This window comes from Limnospira indica PCC 8005, assembly GCF_000973065.1.
Lineage (GTDB): Bacteria > Cyanobacteriota > Cyanobacteriia > Cyanobacteriales > Microcoleaceae > Limnospira > Limnospira fusiformis.
The window spans coordinates 5,656,522-5,674,620 of sequence record NZ_FO818640.1 but is presented as its reverse complement, the minus strand read 5'-3'; the positions used below and the strand labels follow the sequence as shown (position 1 = coordinate 5,674,620).

14 protein-coding genes and 1 pseudogene are annotated in these 18,099 nt (G+C 43.1%); 3 read left to right on the top strand and 12 right to left on the bottom strand.

Translation table 11 applies throughout. The features are described 5' to 3' along the window. Positions 1 to 66 precede the first annotated feature (66 nt). The 3 genes from XZ46_RS25045 (at position 67) to trpD (ending at position 4,409) form a co-directional block, all read left to right on the top strand. Positions 67 to 1,137 carry a fatty acid desaturase gene (locus XZ46_RS25045; protein WP_006623001.1) on the top strand — a complete coding sequence of 357 codons (1,071 nt, stop codon included), beginning with the start codon at positions 67 to 69 and terminating at the stop codon, positions 1,135 to 1,137. A 539-nt stretch (positions 1,138 to 1,676) separates the two neighbouring features. Continuing rightward, on the top strand, positions 1,677 to 3,146 hold the full coding sequence (gene glcD / locus XZ46_RS25040) for a glycolate oxidase subunit GlcD (protein WP_006623002.1): 1,470 nt from the start codon (positions 1,677 to 1,679) through the stop codon (positions 3,144 to 3,146). A 192-nt stretch (positions 3,147 to 3,338) separates the two neighbouring features. Further along, entirely contained in the window at positions 3,339 to 4,409 is a 1,071-nt protein-coding gene (gene trpD / locus XZ46_RS25035) for an anthranilate phosphoribosyltransferase (RefSeq protein WP_006623003.1), read from the top strand. Between the two features lie 128 nt (positions 4,410 to 4,537). Here trpD and XZ46_RS25030 read toward each other — a convergent pair whose 3' ends face one another. The 12 genes and pseudogenes from XZ46_RS25030 to XZ46_RS24975 form a co-directional block, all read right to left on the bottom strand. After that, on the bottom strand, positions 4,538 to 4,858 hold the full coding sequence (locus tag XZ46_RS25030) for a hypothetical protein (protein WP_008055780.1): 321 nt from the start codon (positions 4,856 to 4,858) through the stop codon (positions 4,538 to 4,540). A 68-nt stretch (positions 4,859 to 4,926) separates the two neighbouring features. After that, a complete protein-coding gene (locus tag XZ46_RS25025; RefSeq protein WP_006668305.1) occupies positions 4,927 to 5,559 on the bottom strand; it encodes a type I restriction endonuclease in 633 nt (210 codons plus the stop codon). Between the two features lie 65 nt (positions 5,560 to 5,624). Next, on the bottom strand, positions 5,625 to 6,344 hold the full coding sequence (locus XZ46_RS25020) for a retron system putative HNH endonuclease (protein ID WP_006668306.1): 720 nt from the start codon (positions 6,342 to 6,344) through the stop codon (positions 5,625 to 5,627). Continuing rightward, complete coding sequence (locus XZ46_RS25015; protein ID WP_008055781.1) at positions 6,345 to 7,556, bottom strand: AAA family ATPase; 1,212 nt, start codon at positions 7,554 to 7,556, stop codon at positions 6,345 to 6,347. 16 nt (positions 7,557 to 7,572) lie between these two features. Next, complete coding sequence (locus tag XZ46_RS25010; protein WP_008055782.1) at positions 7,573 to 8,718, bottom strand: restriction endonuclease subunit S; 1,146 nt, start codon at positions 8,716 to 8,718, stop codon at positions 7,573 to 7,575. Beyond that, positions 8,715 to 10,754 carry a type I restriction-modification system subunit M gene (locus tag XZ46_RS25005; RefSeq protein ID WP_008055783.1) on the bottom strand — a complete coding sequence of 680 codons (2,040 nt, stop codon included), beginning with the start codon at positions 10,752 to 10,754 and terminating at the stop codon, positions 8,715 to 8,717. The genes XZ46_RS25010 and XZ46_RS25005 overlap by 4 nt, the downstream gene beginning before the upstream one ends. Before the next feature lie 362 nt (positions 10,755 to 11,116). Next, complete coding sequence (locus tag XZ46_RS25000; RefSeq protein WP_228116423.1) at positions 11,117 to 12,166, bottom strand: S1 family peptidase; 1,050 nt, start codon at positions 12,164 to 12,166, stop codon at positions 11,117 to 11,119. 447 nt (positions 12,167 to 12,613) lie between these two features. After that, positions 12,614 to 12,740: pseudogene (locus XZ46_RS38500) on the bottom strand (S-layer homology domain-containing protein); the annotation flags it as partial. Positions 12,741 to 12,932: 192 nt separating this feature from the next. Continuing rightward, a complete protein-coding gene (locus tag XZ46_RS24990; RefSeq protein ID WP_006623011.1) occupies positions 12,933 to 13,385 on the bottom strand; it encodes an S-layer homology domain-containing protein in 453 nt (150 codons plus the stop codon). A 47-nt stretch (positions 13,386 to 13,432) separates the two neighbouring features. Continuing rightward, a complete protein-coding gene (locus XZ46_RS24985; RefSeq protein ID WP_006668311.1) occupies positions 13,433 to 14,347 on the bottom strand; it encodes a S1 family peptidase in 915 nt (304 codons plus the stop codon). Between the two features lie 43 nt (positions 14,348 to 14,390). After that, positions 14,391 to 15,011, bottom strand: a complete 621-nt coding sequence (locus XZ46_RS24980; protein ID WP_006668312.1) for a COP23 domain-containing protein — start codon at positions 15,009 to 15,011, stop codon at positions 14,391 to 14,393. Between the two features lie 1,110 nt (positions 15,012 to 16,121). Beyond that, positions 16,122 to 17,987: a response regulator gene (locus XZ46_RS24975; protein ID WP_006623015.1), complete on the bottom strand. Its 1,866-nt coding sequence runs from the start codon at positions 17,985 to 17,987 to the stop codon at positions 16,122 to 16,124. Between the last annotated feature and the right edge of the window lie 112 nt (positions 17,988 to 18,099).

Here is an 18,099-nt window from a genome sequence, read left to right as displayed (position 1 = left end):
AAAAGCACATTCATTCAGAAGCCAGGCACCAGTAATGGTGGCTTGGTTTTCCCTTAAAATTCATCTATGACCCTATCAATTGTAAAGTCTGAAGATTCATCGTCACGCCCCTCCGCAGTTCCCTCGGATTTGCGCTTGAGAGATATTATTAACACCCTTCCTAGTGATGTGTTTGTCCAGGACCGATACAAAGCTTGGATGACAGTAATCATTAACGTTGTCATGGTGGGTTTAGGATGGCTAGGAATAGCGATCGCTCCCTGGTTTCTCCTTCCGGTGTTGTGGGTATTTACAGGGACCGCCCTCACCGGATTTTTTGTGATCGGACATGACTGCGGACACCGCTCATTTTCTCGGAATGTTTGGGTAAATGATTGGGTAGGTCATATCCTGTTTCTGCCGATTATATATCCCTTTCACAGTTGGCGTATTGGTCACAACCAACACCATAAATACACTAACAGAATGGAGTTAGATAATGCTTGGCAACCCTGGCGTAAAGAAGAATACCAAAACGCTGGTAAATTCATGCAGGTGACTTATGACCTTTTCCGAGGTCGCGCCTGGTGGATTGGTTCCATTCTACACTGGGCAAGCATTCACTTTGACTGGACAAAATTTGAAGGTAAGCAGCGCCAACAGGTTAAGTTTTCCTCTCTGTTGGTCATCGGCGCGGCGGCGATCGCATTTCCGACTATGATTTTAACCATCGGAGTTTGGGGATTTGTCAAGTTTTGGGTCATTCCTTGGTTAGTCTTCCACTTCTGGATGAGTACCTTTACCCTACTTCATCACACCATCGCCGACATTCCCTTTAGAGAACCCGAACAATGGCACGAAGCCGAATCCCAACTATCAGGGACTGTTCACTGCAATTATCCCCGCTGGGTTGAGTTTCTCTGTCACGATATCAACGTTCATATTCCCCACCACGTCACCACCGCAATTCCCTGGTATAACCTCCGTACAGCCTACGCCAGTTTACAGGAAAATTGGGGTGAATATCTCTATCCTGAGTGTGATTTTTCCTGGGGTTTAATGAAGCAAGTTGTTGACCACTGCCATTTGTATGATGAGAATAACAATTATCAGTCAATCTCTGACTACAAAAAGAGTTTAGCGGTCATTGATAATTAATAATTAATAATTAATAATTAATAATTATTAATTGTAGGTGCGGGTTCTGGTGTAAGTTTCTTGACCTCCGCCTGAGAAACCCGGTTTCTTTGAGAAACCGGGTTTCTTGACTTCTTGACCTCTGTAAATCATCAACTCCCCAGGAGGATATGAATAAACCCGCCCCACCCTTTCGGCTGAGAAACGAGAAACCGGGTTTCTTGACCTCCGCCTGAGAAACCCGGTTTCTTTGAGAAACCGGGTTTCTTGACTTCTTGACCTCTGTAAATCATCAACTCCCCAGGAGGATATGAATAAACCCGCCCCACCCTTTCGGCTGAGAAACGAGAAACCGGGTTTCTTGACCTCCGCCTGAGAAACCCGGTTTCTTTGAGAAACCGGGTTTCTTGACCTCCGCGATAATAATTAATTATTAATTATTAATTATTAATTATTAATTGTAGAGGTTGGTCGTGATTGACAGAAATATCGAATTATGTTATGGCTATAGGGAGATAGATGTATAACCTCATAGCAATACCAGCTAAAGACATTCACTTATGTCAAGCCCCACCGTCAGCCGGAACTGGAAACCGATAATCAAAGAATTTGCCGCCGTTGTAGGTAAGCGGGGGGTGATTCAGCGACGGGAAGAACTCCTAGTTTATGAATGTGATGGACTAACCAGTTATCGCCAACGTCCCGCTTTGGTGGTCCTTCCCCGCACTACAGAAGAAGTCGCAGCAGCAGTGAAAATATGCGATCGCCATAATATACCCTGGGTAGCGCGAGGGGCGGGAACTGGACTATCAGGAGGTGCATTACCTGTAACTGATTGCGTGATGATTGTCACCGCCTTAATGCGCCAAATTCTGAAAGTAGACCTGGAAAACCAGCAGGTCGTCGTACAACCTGGCGTGATTAATAACTGGGTAACTCAAACCGTCAGCGGTTCAGGATTTTACTACGCCCCCGACCCCTCCAGCCAGATTATCTGTTCCATTGGTGGTAATGTCGCTGAAAATTCCGGTGGTGTTCACTGCTTGAAATATGGAGTCACCACTAACCACGTCCTCGGCTTAAAAATCGTTACCCCTGACGGGTCTATCGTCGATATAGGCGGTTCAATTCCCGAAATGCCAGGATATGACCTGACCGGTTTATTTGTGGGGTCAGAAGGGACCCTAGGCGTGGCTACCGAAATCACCCTCAGAATTCTTAAAGCCCCCGAATCCATTTGTGTCCTGTTGGCAGACTTTGCTACCATTGAAGAAGCCGGACAATCCGTCTCTGATATTATCGGGGCGGGGATTATTCCTGGTGGTATGGAAATTATGGATAATCTCAGTATTAATGCCGTGGAAGATGTCGTTAATACCGGATTATATCCCCGAGATGCTGGGGCGATTTTATTGGTGGAATTAGATGGTTTGCAGGTGGAGGTAGACCGCAATAAACAGCGGGTGGCAGAGATTTGTAAACAAAATGGCGCGCGGAATATTACTACCGCCAATGAACCCGAAAAACGCTTGAAAATGTGGAAGGGTCGGAAGGCGGCATTTGCGGCGGCGGGTCATATTAGCCCCGATTATTATGTCCAAGATGGGGTGATTCCTCGGACTCAGATGGCTTATGTATTGAAAGAAATTGCCGCTTTGAGCGAAAAGTATGGCTATCGCATTGCCAATGTCTTTCATGCGGGAGATGGGAATTTACATCCTTTGATTCTCTATGATAATTCGGTGGAAGGTGCGTTAGAAACCGTCGAAGAAATTGGCGGCGAAATTTTGAAAATCTGTGTTGATGTGGGGGGGAGTTTGTCCGGGGAACACGGTATTGGGGAAGATAAAAAGTGTTATATGAATCAGATGTTTAATGAACAGGATTTGGAAACTATGCAATGGGTGCGATCGGTTTTTAATTCTAAGGGTTTGGCTAATCCTGGTAAAATGTTCCCTACACCTCGCACCTGTGGAGAATCCGCTAAAGTTCAGAATGTTAAGAAGTTTGATGGGGCTGAGGTTTTTTAAGGGGTAACATAACCTGGTTAATGTGTCAAGGCAACTTAACAAATCTTAACTATCGGCAAGGGTGGGACTCAACCGACCCGGATAATCAACTTCCCACCTATAGCTAATCTGGGAGGTTGCGCGATCGCCTGATCTGACCTAGGATAAAATCAGAATGCCCAACCTAGATAATCTCAATTAATTGCCTTTACCATGACTCATTCTGCCCCTGATGCTGATATCTGGCCGCAACTTCTCCAACAACTCCTAGATCATCAGTCCCTTTCCACCGACCAAGCCTCAATGTTAATGGAAGGATGGCTCAGTGAGTCTATCCCCCCTGTCTTATCCGGGGCGATTTTAGTGGCTCTGCAAACCAAAGGAGTATCTGGGGAAGAATTGGCGGGAATGGCGAAAGTATTACAAGCGCAGTCCCAATCAGGAAATTTACCCACCCCCGGCGCAGATGGTTTGAAATCTAAATTTTCCCTAATCGATACCTGTGGAACCGGGGGAGATGGGGCATCGACGTTTAATATTTCTACTGCTGTGGCGTTTGTGTGCGCCGCCGCCGGGGTTCCGGTAGCTAAACATGGGAATCGTTCGGCTTCGAGTAAAGTTGGCTCTGCGGACGTATTAGAGGGGTTAGGAGTGAATTTAGGAGCGCCCCTAGAAAAGGTGAGGGCGGCGGTTGAACAGGTGGGGATTACTTTCCTATTTGCACCGGGTTGGCATCCGGCTATGAAGGCGGTAGCGCCGTTACGTCGAACTCTGAAGGTGCGGACGGTATTTAATCTTTTGGGACCTTTGGTTAATCCTCTGCGTCCGGTAGGGCAAGTTATTGGGGTGTTTGATCCGAGTGTTTTGGATGCGATCGCCCAAGCCCTAGGACATCTTAACATAGAAAGGGCTATTGTCCTCCATGGACGGGAGGGTTTAGACGAGGCGGGTTTAGCGGATGGTACGGATTTAGCTATTCTATCTGAGGGTAAGGTAATGCGATCGCTCCTGAACCCAGAAGATTTAGGCATCAACGCCGCCCCTATTAGCGCCCTGAAGGGGGGAGAACTTGCCGACAATATGGAAATTTTAACCCAGGTGCTACAAGGGAAAGGAACGACCCCCCAACAAGATGCTGTGGCGCTCAATAGTTCCCTAGCTTTACAGGTGGCTGGAGTAGTTCCACTCCAGGAACATCACCAAGGCTATAGCCTGGCGCTGGATATCCTCCAAAGTGGGGCGGCGTGGTCGAAATTACAGGAGTTGATCAAGTTCCTGAACTAGCTTTAAATAAGGCGATCGCTCCTAAATGGTAGGTTTAAATGGTGCGATCGCTCCTAAATCGTAGGTTTAAATGGTGCGATCGCTCCTAAATGGTAGGTTTAAATGGTGCGATCGCTTTGGGCAGGTTATCACCGAGAATTATGAGGATCCGACAGGCGTTTATAGACCTCCGACAGTAACCATTCCGAAACGACATTTTGAAAAGCATTGTCATTCATATAACGAGCGAAAATATTTTCATTTTGATCTACACGCTCGACAAAAAGAGACTCCACAATTTTCTCAAACAGTAAACCAAATTTATTCACCGAATTGACTTGGGCTGCTTGTTGCAGTGCTTCCGTGTTGACAGCCGCTTCAACAATTTGGTCAAAGAATAGTTGGTCAGCTTGATTAAAGTCAGTACCAAAGCGGTTATTCAAAACATCAATTAACTGTGACAGCTTCACAGAATTTTCCCGCAAAATTCCTGTGCCAACTGCTGGGTAGCCATCTTGAGGAATTGTCTCTCCTTTTTTTAGTTGAATTGAGCCTTCACTGTCATCCAGACTTCTTCCGTATAAACCGTAAAATGAACCAAAGTTCTCCGTTTAAACTCAAAAATAATCTCGTGAGGATCGCGATCTTGGCGATATTGTTGTTTCCCCTGTTCTACCGTTTGTCCGGTTAGGGGATTTTTCAGTTCTATGGTGACAATGGGGATACCATTGAGACTGAGGGTAATATCGAGTTTATTTCGATTTCTCGTGCTATATTGAAGTTGACGGGTAATCCCAAGTTGATTGGCTTGGTAGCAGCGTTCTAAGTCAGAATTGAGGCTGTGGGCAGCTTTAAAATAGGCAATTCGCAGCGTGCGACCATAGCATTTAAAACCGTGACGCAGGGTGTGCAGTGAACCGTAGGTATCCATCCATTTACACAGGTCGGTAATGATTTGATTACCCGTGTTTTCTCCGTGTAACGCTTCTAATTTTGCCCATGCTTTCGGTTGGGTTTGACGGATAAAGTTAAGGGCAATATCTGGGAAAATGGCTAGATTTTTGTCAAATGGGGTTATGGGTTTGATATAACCGTATGTTAGAAAATAGTCTTCTATCACTTCCTCGAAGGCTAGTTCTTTTTTTGGATCAACAAAATTGCTAGAGTTCATAGGTGAATTGCCTTTTAGATATAGGGCAAGATTTTTTGAACTTAATTGATTAAAAGATAAACGGGTTATACCAGTTGTTTGGCAATTTGTTCAATCACGAAGCAAAACTGAGCAAATTTTCCCTCTGCATTCTTTTGGGAATATAAGCCATTAGCAATTTCCTTGATGTCTGATTCATCTAATTCAGTATCGGGAGGGAATATGGCTTCATCAATAGCTGCCCTTCTTAAATCTATCAATCGCTCATGATTTAACACTAATTTTTCAATCGTTATTTGTGCCGCCGTGTCTTGATGATTTGTAGCTTCGACTTTCCCAGAATTATCAAACTTGAATCTGTCTTCACAATCCGACTCTAACGGTGTTACAAAATTGTCCAGTTCATACCAATTGTCTTTAGCGTGCGCTCCAAAAGGACATTTCTTGCTATTCTTCTTGCTTTTTTTGCTAGGTTGATTAACTTCATCATCTTGAGACTTATAATTTCTACCGGGATAAGCCGTTACAAGATTCAAATAGTTGACATCTTCATAATTTTTCTCGTCCCGACATATAGAATAAGGCTTGAGGTGTTCAATGTGGGAAGTATCTGTATCAATCAAGATACCTGTATAACAACATAGAAAGCCTTGCTCTCCCAGTAGATGATCTTTTAAATCCCTTTTGACATCGCTTGGCACGTCATTATAGTAGTCGCAACCCAGGCGATTTCCTTCTTGATCATATTGATTGTTAAACCAGGAACGTAATTTTTCAGGTTCTTGTTCTTTTTTGATGTATTTCATCTATTTACCTAATCGGCTGATCCGATCAATGCGAGTTTGCAGGCGTACCAATTCGGGAAATTCTCCTAATTGGCGGAGACTATTTATTTTTTCAGTTGCTTCTGAAAAATTCTTGTCAGCAATCAATGATTCAACGTCCTCTAATTTTTTCTGGGTGTCCATATCACGCTCAGGAGTTTCCATAAGAAAGCGTAAAATCCAATTACTATCCATACCCAAGGATTGGTCGGGAATATAGGGTTGTTTATCTTGGTCTAAAATAATAATATTTTCTGGTTTGACTTCTCCAATCATTTGCGGTGAATGAGTGGTGGCAATAAATTGGCAGTTGGGAAAGATTTCTGTCAGCTTATGGACAACCATGCGTTGCCACTGTGGATGTAAATGCAAGTCCAATTCGTCAATTAAGACAACGGCTTTTCCATCCTGTACAGGATTTTCGAGTTCGGGATTTGCCTGCAACAGCCGTTGTACTAGGTCAAGTATCAATGCTAAAATACCCCGTTCGCCGTCTGAAAGCTGATTAATATTTAGTGTTACCCCGTTTTTGTCAAGTAGCAAGGTTGGTTTTTTGTATGTGCCCGAGGCTGGAACAGCACGAACATTATTACACCCATATAAAAAGCAGGTGACGGCATCGTTTAAAGCATCAATGCGACGCTGGGTTAACTGGGGTTTTTCGTCTAAAAGTTCCTCTTGGACTAACCACCAATCTATAAATTCCCGAAGACGTAGCATTCTAGGAATGAGTGCGTCAACAAAAGCCGCAGATTGATTACCTAAACTTCGATTAGGATTTAAGTCTTGTTCTGTAACTATTGAGCGCCGGGTTGCACAATATACAACGAGGGGTTGATTTTGCGCCCTTTTTAGAGGTTCTAAAATTTGGGAACCGTTAGGTTTAAGCTCAGTTTCATGGTGTTTTCCCTGGCTAACTTTACATCGAAAAGGGATTCCTGATATATCCACATTTATTTCAACCGTTAATTCAGTTTTGCCAATCATAATATCATCGATATTAAAATTAATCCGTCTCTTTTGACAAGCTGTCAATTTAGGGAGGATTCTTAAGAAGGCAATCCGCAAGGCATCCAAGACACTAGATTTGCCGACTCCATTAATACCAACAATCAAGTTCATTCCTGGCTGAAATTCAAATTCTGCCTGTTCAAATCCCCGAAAGTTAGTGAGTGTAAGATGGTTGATTTGCATAAGTTACTCCTTGAGTTTAACTAATTTTAAGTTGTCCGGTGACTGCTGCTGTTATCAATGAGGTGCGACGTTCTTGTAAAAGGTTTATAGTATCCATAGTTGCCGAGCTTAATTGGTTAATTTTAGCCGTTTCTTTATCGAGATAATGTGCGATCGCTTTTTGTTCAGAGAGTGGAGGTAGGGTAATCAATAAATTTTTAACGTCTTCAGAAGAAACAGCTTCATAGGTGCTACCTGTAGCTTTAAATCTTAATTGAATACGTGCCCAATGAAGAACCCACCACGCAAACTTTTTGTTCAGACTTTTTTGACAGCGAATAGCACATAAACCTCGCCCAATACCATATTCTCTATCAGCAATATTAAGCTCACCTACAGGACCGCGAACGGAAAATAAAATGTCTTCAGGTTGGGCTACTTTTTGGGGAATAGCACAATATATTCTTGGTAATGGATATTTGGAACCAAAATCAGCCGTTCCTTGTAAAAATGGAAAACCCGAATCTACTAAAAATGAGTATTCCGTTGACGGTGGAGATTGTCCCATCTCTACTAATGCCACATATTTTAATCTGTGCAACTTTTGATAAATTTCCCCTATCCACTCAACACCAGAATCACGCATCGGAACATCAGGATTTAACCCACGAGTGACAGCATGGGTGATGAGGGCGCGACGTTTTTCGTCTAATAATTCCAATAATCGTTTTTTGGCTTCAATGAGTTGGTCGATTTTAGCCGTTTCTTTATCGAGATAATGTGCGATCGCTTTTTGTTCAGATAGCGGAGGAAGAAAAACTGTTTTTGTATAAGCATTATCTCTACTAAGTCCCGGGACTGCTGCTTCATCTGTACCTTGATCTAAATTAAGTGTTTGCAAGACATAAAATAACCATCTTAAATGATGATGTGTAGTTGTTACATCAATAAAAAAAGTTGTATCAGAAGCAAAGCACGGATGCTCTGACCAATTGATTTTGCCATAGGAGCCTTTCCGCCCTATTATAATTACGGGAGCATGAGTATTTGATCGGTTATAGTTATCATACGCTCCATTAGAACCGAACACTTTGAAAGACCCCTCTCGTTCTTGATCTTTAGGAAGGGCATCACCATAAGCAAGATGTGCCACATATTTGAGCTTTGCTTGTGGCCAAATCATACAGTGACCTCCCTTAATAACCTAATAATCTCCTGTTCCATCTGTTTAATGTCTGCATCGATTTCGGCTAATGGACGAGGTGGCGTGTACTTGTAAAAATAGCGATTGAAATTAATTTCATACGCCTTTTTCATCTTATCGCCATCTGCCCAAGCATCCGAAACATGAGGTTCAACTTCCTCCAGAAAATAACGGGTCACTTCATCTTGTAAATTAACATTTTCAAAATCCCGCAGCTTTGAGTCTGGCTCATACATCAGTTCAATTTTTTTACCAGCCACTGGGAACCAACCCCAAACCCGGGCATAAGGTTCATCCTTAGCCTTCCGTTCTTTTAAAATCACGGGTTCTGCCTCCGGTTCTCGTTCGGTAAAAACATCTCGAAATAGCTTTTTTTCCGCCTTTTTCCAACGACTACCCCGCTGTTTTAATAAATCCTTCATTAACCGATCAAACTCATTCCAATCAGGACGAGGTTCGCGCCCTAATTGTTGCTCGATCGCCTGAACATCTTCTAATAAATGGGGAACCGCATCGAGAAAACGAAGTTTCCGGTCTATATCCATTTGATACAGTAAACGCAGGGGGCGTTCAATGGGAACTCGGTTATAACCGAAATCCTCATTCTCAAAAATTTTGCTAGTTTCTGTCTCTATAAAATTCCCATATTCCTGCACCACAATGGCGATATCTTCCTCACCCATATAACGGCGTTTATCCCCTAAACTCCGTCGCATCGGTTGCCAGCGTTGACGGGCATCAATCAGTTGAATTTTGCCTTGACGGTGTTTCTGCTTTCGGTTGGTGACAATCCAAAGATAAGTTCCAATACCCGTATTATAAAACATCTGTTCCGGTAAGGCGACGATCGCCTCTAACCAATCGCTTTCAATAATCCATTTGCGGATTTCACTTTCACCGCTTCCCGCACCCCCGGTAAATAAAGGAGAACCATTAAAGACGATCGCCAGACGAGAACCCTTTTTATCACTGTCTGGTTGATAGGGTTCAAATTTGCTAATCTGATGCTGTAAAAACAACAGGGAACCGTCATTAACCCTGGGCAAACCGGCCCCAAAACGTCCCGCAAAACCTAACTTTTCATGCTCTCGTTTTACCTCCTTTTGCTGTTTCTTCCAATACACACGAAAGGGAGGATTTGCCAAAAAATAATCAAAGGTTTCGCCGGAGTATTGATCGTCAGTTAGGGAGTCTCCAAACTGAATCGCGCTTTGTTCGTTGTCTTTGATCAATAAATCCGAAGCGGCGATCGCATAGGCCCGAGGATTAAAATCCTGCCCAAAAACCCAGAGTTGTGCTTCTTTGTTATTTTCTCGTAGATAGTTTTGCCCTTCCGATAACATCCCCCCCGTACCACAAGCCGGGTCGAGCAATCTACAAATAACGGGTTTTGTCAAAATATCATCATCCGGGTCAAATAAAATATCAACCATTAAGCGGATGACTTCTCGGGGCGTAAAGTGATCGCCTGCGGTTTCATTGGCGAGTTCATTAAAACGGCGGATTAAATCTTCAAAAATCGACCCCATTGCAATGTTATCCACCTGGTTCGGGTGTAAATTAACATCACAAAACTTGGAGACGACTAAATAAAGGATATTCGCCTCATTCATTTTTTCAATTTCGGCGGTGAACTCGAAGCGTTCAAAAATCTCCCGGATATTTTGGGAAAAACTATTGATATAGCTCACCAAATGTTGATCAAGGTTATTAGGATCGCCCTTGAGCTTTTCAAAGGTAAATTCAGAACGATTGTGAAAGCGTTGCCCTGCTGCTGTATCAAGCATGGAGTCAAGGGCTTTATCTTGGAGTCGATCCTTATATTGCTGATATTTATCTAAAACATTCTGTTTGGTGGGTGCAAGTACACAGTCAAAACGACGCAAAACTGTCATGGGTAACATGACCCGCTCATATTGTGGCGGTCGATAGGGTCCCCGCAACAGATCGGCAATTTGCCAAATGAAGTTAGAAAGTTGGTGATGATCTACGGTTGTGTTTTTGGGCTGGATCATCACTGTCTCCTCTGCGATCTTATGAATAACTCAATCTCTAATCTTTAAATAAAATTCAAACTCTAAACCTTAAAATTGTATAAAGGACATTTTATAAAACCCAGAGGGCGATTAACTCGGGCAGCGGGCCACCCATTGAGTCCGCCAGACTGAGAGCGATCGCCTTGAGTTTTTAGATATGATGATGGCAGATCACATAATCTGAAAAGCAATAGGGGATATCCTGAACTAGGTTAAATAGTAGCTTTAAATAAGGCGATCGCTCCAATTTACCGACTAACAGTTTATCATCGCATCCCTCTCCCCCCCTGAGATTCGGATTTAGGGAGAGGGTAATGTTTTAAGTCACTTCCCGGCTGTATCTACCACAGCAAATTATTATTATTAGAAAGCGATTCAACCTCCCGTTGAAGTTCATCAACAGATTGCTGAAGAAAATCAAAATTTTCTAGAGATATACCTCCTCCAGGCAGACTTTTAGAAGCCACTTCTTTTAAGCCATTCATACAGCGATTGATATCCACGACAAATTCACCACGAGTAGCCACACGACGGGGTCTAAAGGTGCCGTCCTGAAAGGCTCCCATGCAGCCATATTGACTCACGAATTGAATAGCTTTATAAGCTGGGTCATTAGGGCTAATCTCAAAGAATTGTTGATAGTCTACTCCTCTCAAAGTATCAGCATTTGGATAAGTAACCGCACTGGCAAATTCTGAGGGGTTGGCGGGAGGAAAACGCAGGTCATTTTTTAATCTATATTGTCCTTTCTGTTCCTGTGCATCGATAAAATCATTGATTTTAATTCCCAAACGTACATCAAAACATTGAGGGCGCTGATTATCCTTGCCTTCTCCATGCACGCCGATCACTTCTCCGCGATCATTGAAGACAGGACCACCACTCATACCCCTGGCTGTCTCAGCCGTATAACATAAATTATAATTGCCATTCGGATCAGCAGGGTCAAGAATTTGTTGAAGTTCTCCAGCTCTCAAAACACGGGTTCGATCTTGGGATGGGTTGCTTGGTAAAGGCCAACCTGAAACAAACACAGGTGTTCCAACTGTAGTTGTGTTGGCATCTCCAACCACTGCAACGGGATAATTGTTATTGCTTTGAAAACTGATTAAAGCTAAATCATAACCATCCACCGTTTTTTTCTGATGATTATATTTCCCAAAGTGGGTTACTGTATCCTTTGTGGTATCCTGTTGACCCAAATCAAGATAGGGGGGCAGCATATTTTCAACTTGATGTAAATCGCCATCGTGAGTCCGAATAGAATAATTATTACGATTTCGCACAACATGTTCATTGGTCAAAACATAGTAAGTTGCATTTCTGCGGGCTACAATTACGCCGGAACCAGCATCCCTGAACTCTGCACCCTCTGCAGCACTTTGTTCCAATTTTTGACGATTTTCGATTTGCCCACCCACAAAAACTGTGACCGCCCTAGCAATGGAGTTAATGTCATTTTCGGAATAATTAGCTGCTAGGATTATCGGTTCTCTCTGGTTTTCCCAGATGGGGGAAGGGGTACTGGCATCGCTGCGAATGGTACTGATAGCAAGACAAATACAGAGGCTGGCGATCGCAGCTATTACCATGGTTGGCAAATTTTTTAGATTCAGTTTAAACATGATGTTTTCCGTAATGTTTAAATCAGTTTATCCCCAGCAAATATTAAAAAACGTCTGGCTAATTAACTGGGGTAGAGCTTCGCCGTTGATTGACTTGTTGTTGTAAGGCATCAATCCTATTTTGCAAAGCAGCCACTTGGGATTTAGTTATCCCATGCGTTCCGCTGGTTGTTAGATTTTGCTCCAATGAATTCATGCAGGAACTCAGATAGACTGCTAGTTCAAAGCGAGTTAAGGCTCTATTGCCTCTAAAGGTTCCATCCGGGAAGGTGCTAAAGCAATCATAACGCTCAATTAGAGATTGTAAGGATTGAAAGAAGAAATCCGTAGGTTGAACATCAACAGGCAAATTTTGAGCCTGGGCTGGGGGGTTTGATGGTACAATTAGCAGCCCAAATACCGCTAGTACAACTACAAAAATTGCACCAAAGACAGCTAGTTTAAACTTGGATAATTGCGATCGCAGCATAATAGACAAGCCAAATAAGAACAGCAAAAAATCTGGATCAGCTCACATGGGAGCAAGATTCGGTTAAGGACTTCCCTGCTGTAATTCTCGTATAGACTCTTGGAGAGCTCTAACAGATTGTGCAAGTCGGTCTAAATCCTCTGGTGTGGCTAAATCGGACTGTGTACTATCTAGCTCTGATGTTTCTAATACCCTTTTGATAAAGCCTTCAAACCATTGAGCTACTTCACCTCGTCTGATTGCTCGATTACCACGAAATGTCAAATCAGGATAAGCGATCGGCATTCCTCGATCCGCTAAAGATTGAATCGCCATAAATGCCGAATCCGTGGGCTGAACATCCGATAATTGACTCACCGATGTAACATAAATTTGATCAGTGGTATGAAATTGAGTGTCCGGCTCGACCTCAGACTGTAGAGCTGAGATTGGGGCTATTGTGGCGAGAATAATTACCAACAAACTGGTCAGAACCGCTAAAAGTCCCAACCTAATATTCCAGTTGTTTTTAACCATAATTCCTGGGATGATGAATGGCTAACAGAAACTTAAATTTTCTCTGGTCATTGATTCTGAGGCATGGGTGTCGCAGGTAAAGAGGGCTGAGTCGGATCGGTGGAAAAGGGGCGACCAGTCGGCCTAGGTTCCAAGGGTCTCTGAAAGGCAGAAATTGGCACAGCCCAGCTCAAGGGCGACATATACTCATAGAGTTCCAGTGAGGGCAAAGTTCCATCGGTGAAACGAAATGTCTCAATTCCATGAATCGTGACCCTCCCACGTCCGTGAATCCCAATCAGTTCACCATCAGCATTCAAGACCGGCCCACCACTCATGCCTTCACTGGTGGCATTAGTATAGGCAAGCTGATAGCCACGTTGCAAGGTCGGACCCGATAACCGCATGGATAGATTTCCAGTTGTGAATTGAAAAGCTCTTAGTCCCCAATCATGGGTAATATGCAGACCACCATCATCTCGGGGTTGATAGTTGGGGAATCCTGCCACATAAATTGGTTTTCCAATCGAAATCTCTTCAGAATTCCCCAAAACTGCAACTTGATAATGGTTTGAGCTTGTAAACTCCACCACCGCCAAATCTAAGCCCTGCAAACCCGACATTGGCCGACGTCGCCCCAAATGGGTTTTACCATCGGGAGTCAAGATTTGATAGGTCTGATCTTGACTCCCGCTAACAACAACATGGTCGCAGGTGAGAACTTTATAGGTTCCCCCTTGGCGGTCAATGATTACCCCAGACCCACCTCCCTGATTTTTCAAAATTCTGACCGTCACCTGTTTGGCTACCTGGAGGACAGAACTTTCGACAGATGGTGATGCGGGGCGTAAAGGATTTTGAACCATAGACTCAGCTATCTGGTGGTCAAAGGCTCTCAACCCGGAAGTGTTTGCTAGGACCAGTCCTGCTGCAAGCAAGAACCCGACCCAAAATTGCCAAGATTGACGGTTAGATTTAGGCATCACAATCTTAAAAAATTAAGGGGATTTGGAGTTGATAAATTGACTAAAAAACTACGGGCGGATCATTGGGAGGACGCACAGGATCGGGAGTGGTTCCAGGGTTACTATGACCCCCACCTTGCCTTCTGGCTTCCTCTAACTCCCGCTCAACCAGTTCACCAAATCTGACAGTGGTTCGACGCACGCTTTCTTGACCCGGTGTTCCTTCGCCCATAGGATTAGCCCCCATCTTGAGAAAGTTACCCAGAAACTCACCCGCACTGCGACCAGGAGAAATAGTTACTAAGAGGTTATTCGGGTTGCAAATGGAACTGCTATTATTTACCCAACAGACGACATCATAGCCATTAACGTTTCCAGTCGTTAACAACAAATCTCTCAAAAGCCCTCCATTCTGAGCCACAGCACTGGTTAAACGTTGACTGACTATCTCACAGCGATTTTGGGGTGTATAGCCACCTGCTATAAAGGCTTGACTATTCCAGGTGATCAGAGGTTTACTTTCGTGTCCGGTACTAGCTACAGCAATGGTGGCATAACCGTTTCCGACTGGAATACATCGAAAGGTGGTATTGGCAACAGCCGGTTGACTGGTGAGAGCCACGGCTGCTGAGACGGTTACACCAGCCATTGATAAGTTTAGCAATATTTTGGCTTTAGACATTATCGTTTACTCCACAACGCAACTTCCCAATCCGATGGGTTTTCCTTCAGAGTCGGGAATTAATTTTTAGGTAGAATGCAATAGTCTATAAGAATCACACCATGCAAAAAAGTTCGCCTGAATACATAATTGGATTTGGATAGAGTTCCAAATCTCTATACCTGACTACACCTCATATCCTAGCATGACATAGCTTGAATACAATAGTCCTGATCAGTAAATTTATAAAATGTTACAAACCTTCATAGTTCTTGATAAGATTATCACATTCATTAAGAATCGTTGAATCAGCTTGTATGAACAGAAATATATTTAATCACAATTTGTGTTAATGTCTTCAACTGGGTTGTGGAGGTTCCCCCCCCAGTTGATCATCCTTATAAAAATGTCTTTACAGCAGGGAAATCACTTACTTAAAACATTACCCGCACCATAAACCCTTCTTCCCCCCGGGATAGGGACGAGGGAAATTATATTGCATGATGACTGAAAGGGTTGTAAGTTTATAATCATCTGATGTAATCGCTCACATCGACATACTAAAAAATCATAAATTGTAGCTTGGGAAACCCAACCTCAGCCTACAGATAATCACCCCACAGATAATCTGAAAAGCAATAGGGGATGTGTTTAACTAGGTTGAAATGGTGCGATCGCTCAAATTCACCCACTCCCAACTACTCCCCGCCGCCTCCCACCTCAACAACTTAGGCGTATTTACAACTCACCACAGCCAAAGTCGTCACCCTCCCAGACCGCCAAAAAAGTCAGGCGGTATCAGAAGATGCTACCTGAAATCGATAAACAGACAGAACTATTGGGAAAGGTTGGCCATAATCCGGTAAGGGTGTGGGCTTTACAAAATTTTGGATATCATTTTATAAGTTTCTTATATTTTGCTGTTACTATGACACATAGACCCTGATATGCAGCCCAGTCTACCCATATAGAACTGGTACCTATAGTTTAGGGAACCAAAAGCTCTCAAGGGTTCATGCCCTTTCTGGGTGAGTAGGAGACCTAAATATCTAGTCCCTAGTGGGCTGGAAGTGGGGGCTGGGTTTTTCTTTCTGACAATCTCGGTCAGTAGCTGCGGCTATGATGGATAACTCACCTAGACTGTTTTCGGATCTGTTTAACTTTTCTTCTCAGTTGCGATCGCTCAATACGAGCCATAACGCGGGTGACTAATTCCGGGCCAATAATTGGTTTAGTAATAAAATCATCTGCGCCAGCTTCAAAAACCCTTTGGATCATATCAGAACTTTGATGTCCAGTGACCACCAAAATTGGTAACTCTTCCCAAGCCGGGTCTTGTCGGACGACCTGACACAAATCCAAACCCGTATAGGTAGGCATTTGTACGTCTAAAATTAATAAATCCGGGAGAGTTTGGGTTAGGACTTGCCAAAATTGGTTAGGTTCTCTCAAGCAAATCAGATCAAATCCCCAGGGTTTGAGGATATTTCGCAAAACTTGCAAACAGATAGGATCATCTTCTACAATCAGAATCCGAGCATCTCGGCTGGGGGGTTTGGGGAGAACTTGGGCGATCGCTTCAAAAATGTATTGAGGCGTAACGGGTTTGTGCAAAAATCGTCTAGCCCCCAAACGCGCTGACATAATACGTTCCGACAGGTTATCCTCATAAGTAAAAATCAAAATAGGAATTTCCGGGAAACGTTGTCCGATGTTCTTGAGGAAATCAAATCCTGTCAAATCTTCCTCTGACAAATGGGGGTCTAATAAAATCGCATCAGGGAGAGTTTTGGTCAGCCACTGTCTAGCATTAGTCAAAGTGGAAACCGCTTCTATATTTAAGTTCCAAGCGCCAGCTTGACCTTGTAATTGTTCCGCTAAACTTCGATCAGCATCAATCAGCAAAATTTGATTAGATGAAGCACAAATGTGGCAATATATCGGTTGAGGAGACTGGTTAATTTCATTACATAATTCCCGGATTTTGTCTTGAATTATACTGATATTTTTATGTATAAAACATAAGCCATCATCATTTCTCAAGCAGTTTTCGATATCACGGGCTAATTCCGAACCTCGTTGATAGCCAAAAGAACCCAAACTTCCTGCCAAATTATGAGCAATTTCCTGAGCCTTTTTTTGGGAAATTTCCGAGATAGAATCATCCGAATAATTAATTAAAAACAGGTTTTCTAAAAAACTTACCTCTTCGCCAAAAGAATTTTGATATTTAGCCAAAACTTCCTCAAGATTATGGGTGGATTTCGGCATTAAGGATGTTGAATTATCCAGATATTTCCCCGAATAATCTTCCGTTTCTGGGGGGGGATTTAAGCGATATCCCAAGCCATAGACAGTGGCGATAATATCTCCCATCATCCCCGCATCTTTCAGGGTTCGGCGCAGGTCTTTAATTAAATTAGTGACCGCATATTCGCTAGGTTCATTATCAAAAGACCAGAGTTGGTCGATAATATCCTGACGGCTAAAAATCCGCTGTGGATTTTTCAGAAATAGCAAAAGTAAATTATAGGCTTTGGGCTTAATATCAACGGGTTGGTTATCATAATAAACCTGTGCAGAAGTTTCATTTACCTGCAACTTTTCCCAGGTCAATTGTAATGCTGATTGTGGTAAACTTTGCCTTCTTAATAAAGCCCTAATTCTCGCCAAAAGCTGAGACGGACTGCAAGGTTTAGAAACAAAATCATCAGCGCCAGCATCTAATCCGGTAATGATATCCTCATTAAGATTGCGTACAGTTAAAAGCAAAATCGGTTTGAGAAAACCTTGCTCGCGCAATTGACGACAAATTGCTGGTCCATTGATTCCGGGAAGCATCCAGTCAAGGATAATTAAATCATAATTCCATTCTAAAGCGAGTTCCAATCCGGTATGACCATCAACCGCCAAGTCAACAATATAGTGATAGGCTTTTAACTCGTCAATCAGAGGAATAATTGCATTTCTATCATCCTCAACAATTAAAATTTTCATGAACATCTCCTACTGATGCTATCAGAAACTCTCTAACCCTGACTAACAAGATAGGAAACCGGATAGAAAACAGAAATAACTGTCTACTATTAAGTTTCTCAACTCCTGACAA

What these genes read in the sequence shown, in the direction of transcription:
- XZ46_RS24975 (WP_006623015.1), bottom strand. Translation starts at nt 17,987, where the DNA reads ATGAAAATTTTAATTGTTGAGGATGATAGAAATGCAATTATTCCTCTG.
- XZ46_RS25025 (WP_006668305.1), bottom strand. Translation starts at nt 5,559, where the DNA reads ATGAACTCTAGCAATTTTGTTGATCCAAAAAAAGAACTAGCCTTCGAG.
- XZ46_RS25020 (WP_006668306.1), bottom strand. Translation starts at nt 6,344, where the DNA reads ATGAAATACATCAAAAAAGAACAAGAACCTGAAAAATTACGTTCCTGG.
- XZ46_RS24985 (WP_006668311.1), bottom strand. Translation starts at nt 14,347, where the DNA reads ATGCCTAAATCTAACCGTCAATCTTGGCAATTTTGGGTCGGGTTCTTG.
- glcD (WP_006623002.1), top strand. Translation starts at nt 1,677, where the DNA reads ATGTCAAGCCCCACCGTCAGCCGGAACTGGAAACCGATAATCAAAGAA.
- XZ46_RS25015 (WP_008055781.1), bottom strand. Translation starts at nt 7,556, where the DNA reads ATGCAAATCAACCATCTTACACTCACTAACTTTCGGGGATTTGAACAG.
- XZ46_RS25010 (WP_008055782.1), bottom strand. Translation starts at nt 8,718, where the DNA reads ATGATTTGGCCACAAGCAAAGCTCAAATATGTGGCACATCTTGCTTAT.
- XZ46_RS25045 (WP_006623001.1), top strand. Translation starts at nt 67, where the DNA reads ATGACCCTATCAATTGTAAAGTCTGAAGATTCATCGTCACGCCCCTCC.
- XZ46_RS25005 (WP_008055783.1), bottom strand. Translation starts at nt 10,754, where the DNA reads ATGATCCAGCCCAAAAACACAACCGTAGATCATCACCAACTTTCTAAC.
- trpD (WP_006623003.1), top strand. Translation starts at nt 3,339, where the DNA reads ATGACTCATTCTGCCCCTGATGCTGATATCTGGCCGCAACTTCTCCAA.
- XZ46_RS24980 (WP_006668312.1), bottom strand. Translation starts at nt 15,011, where the DNA reads ATGTCTAAAGCCAAAATATTGCTAAACTTATCAATGGCTGGTGTAACC.
- XZ46_RS24990 (WP_006623011.1), bottom strand. Translation starts at nt 13,385, where the DNA reads ATGGTTAAAAACAACTGGAATATTAGGTTGGGACTTTTAGCGGTTCTG.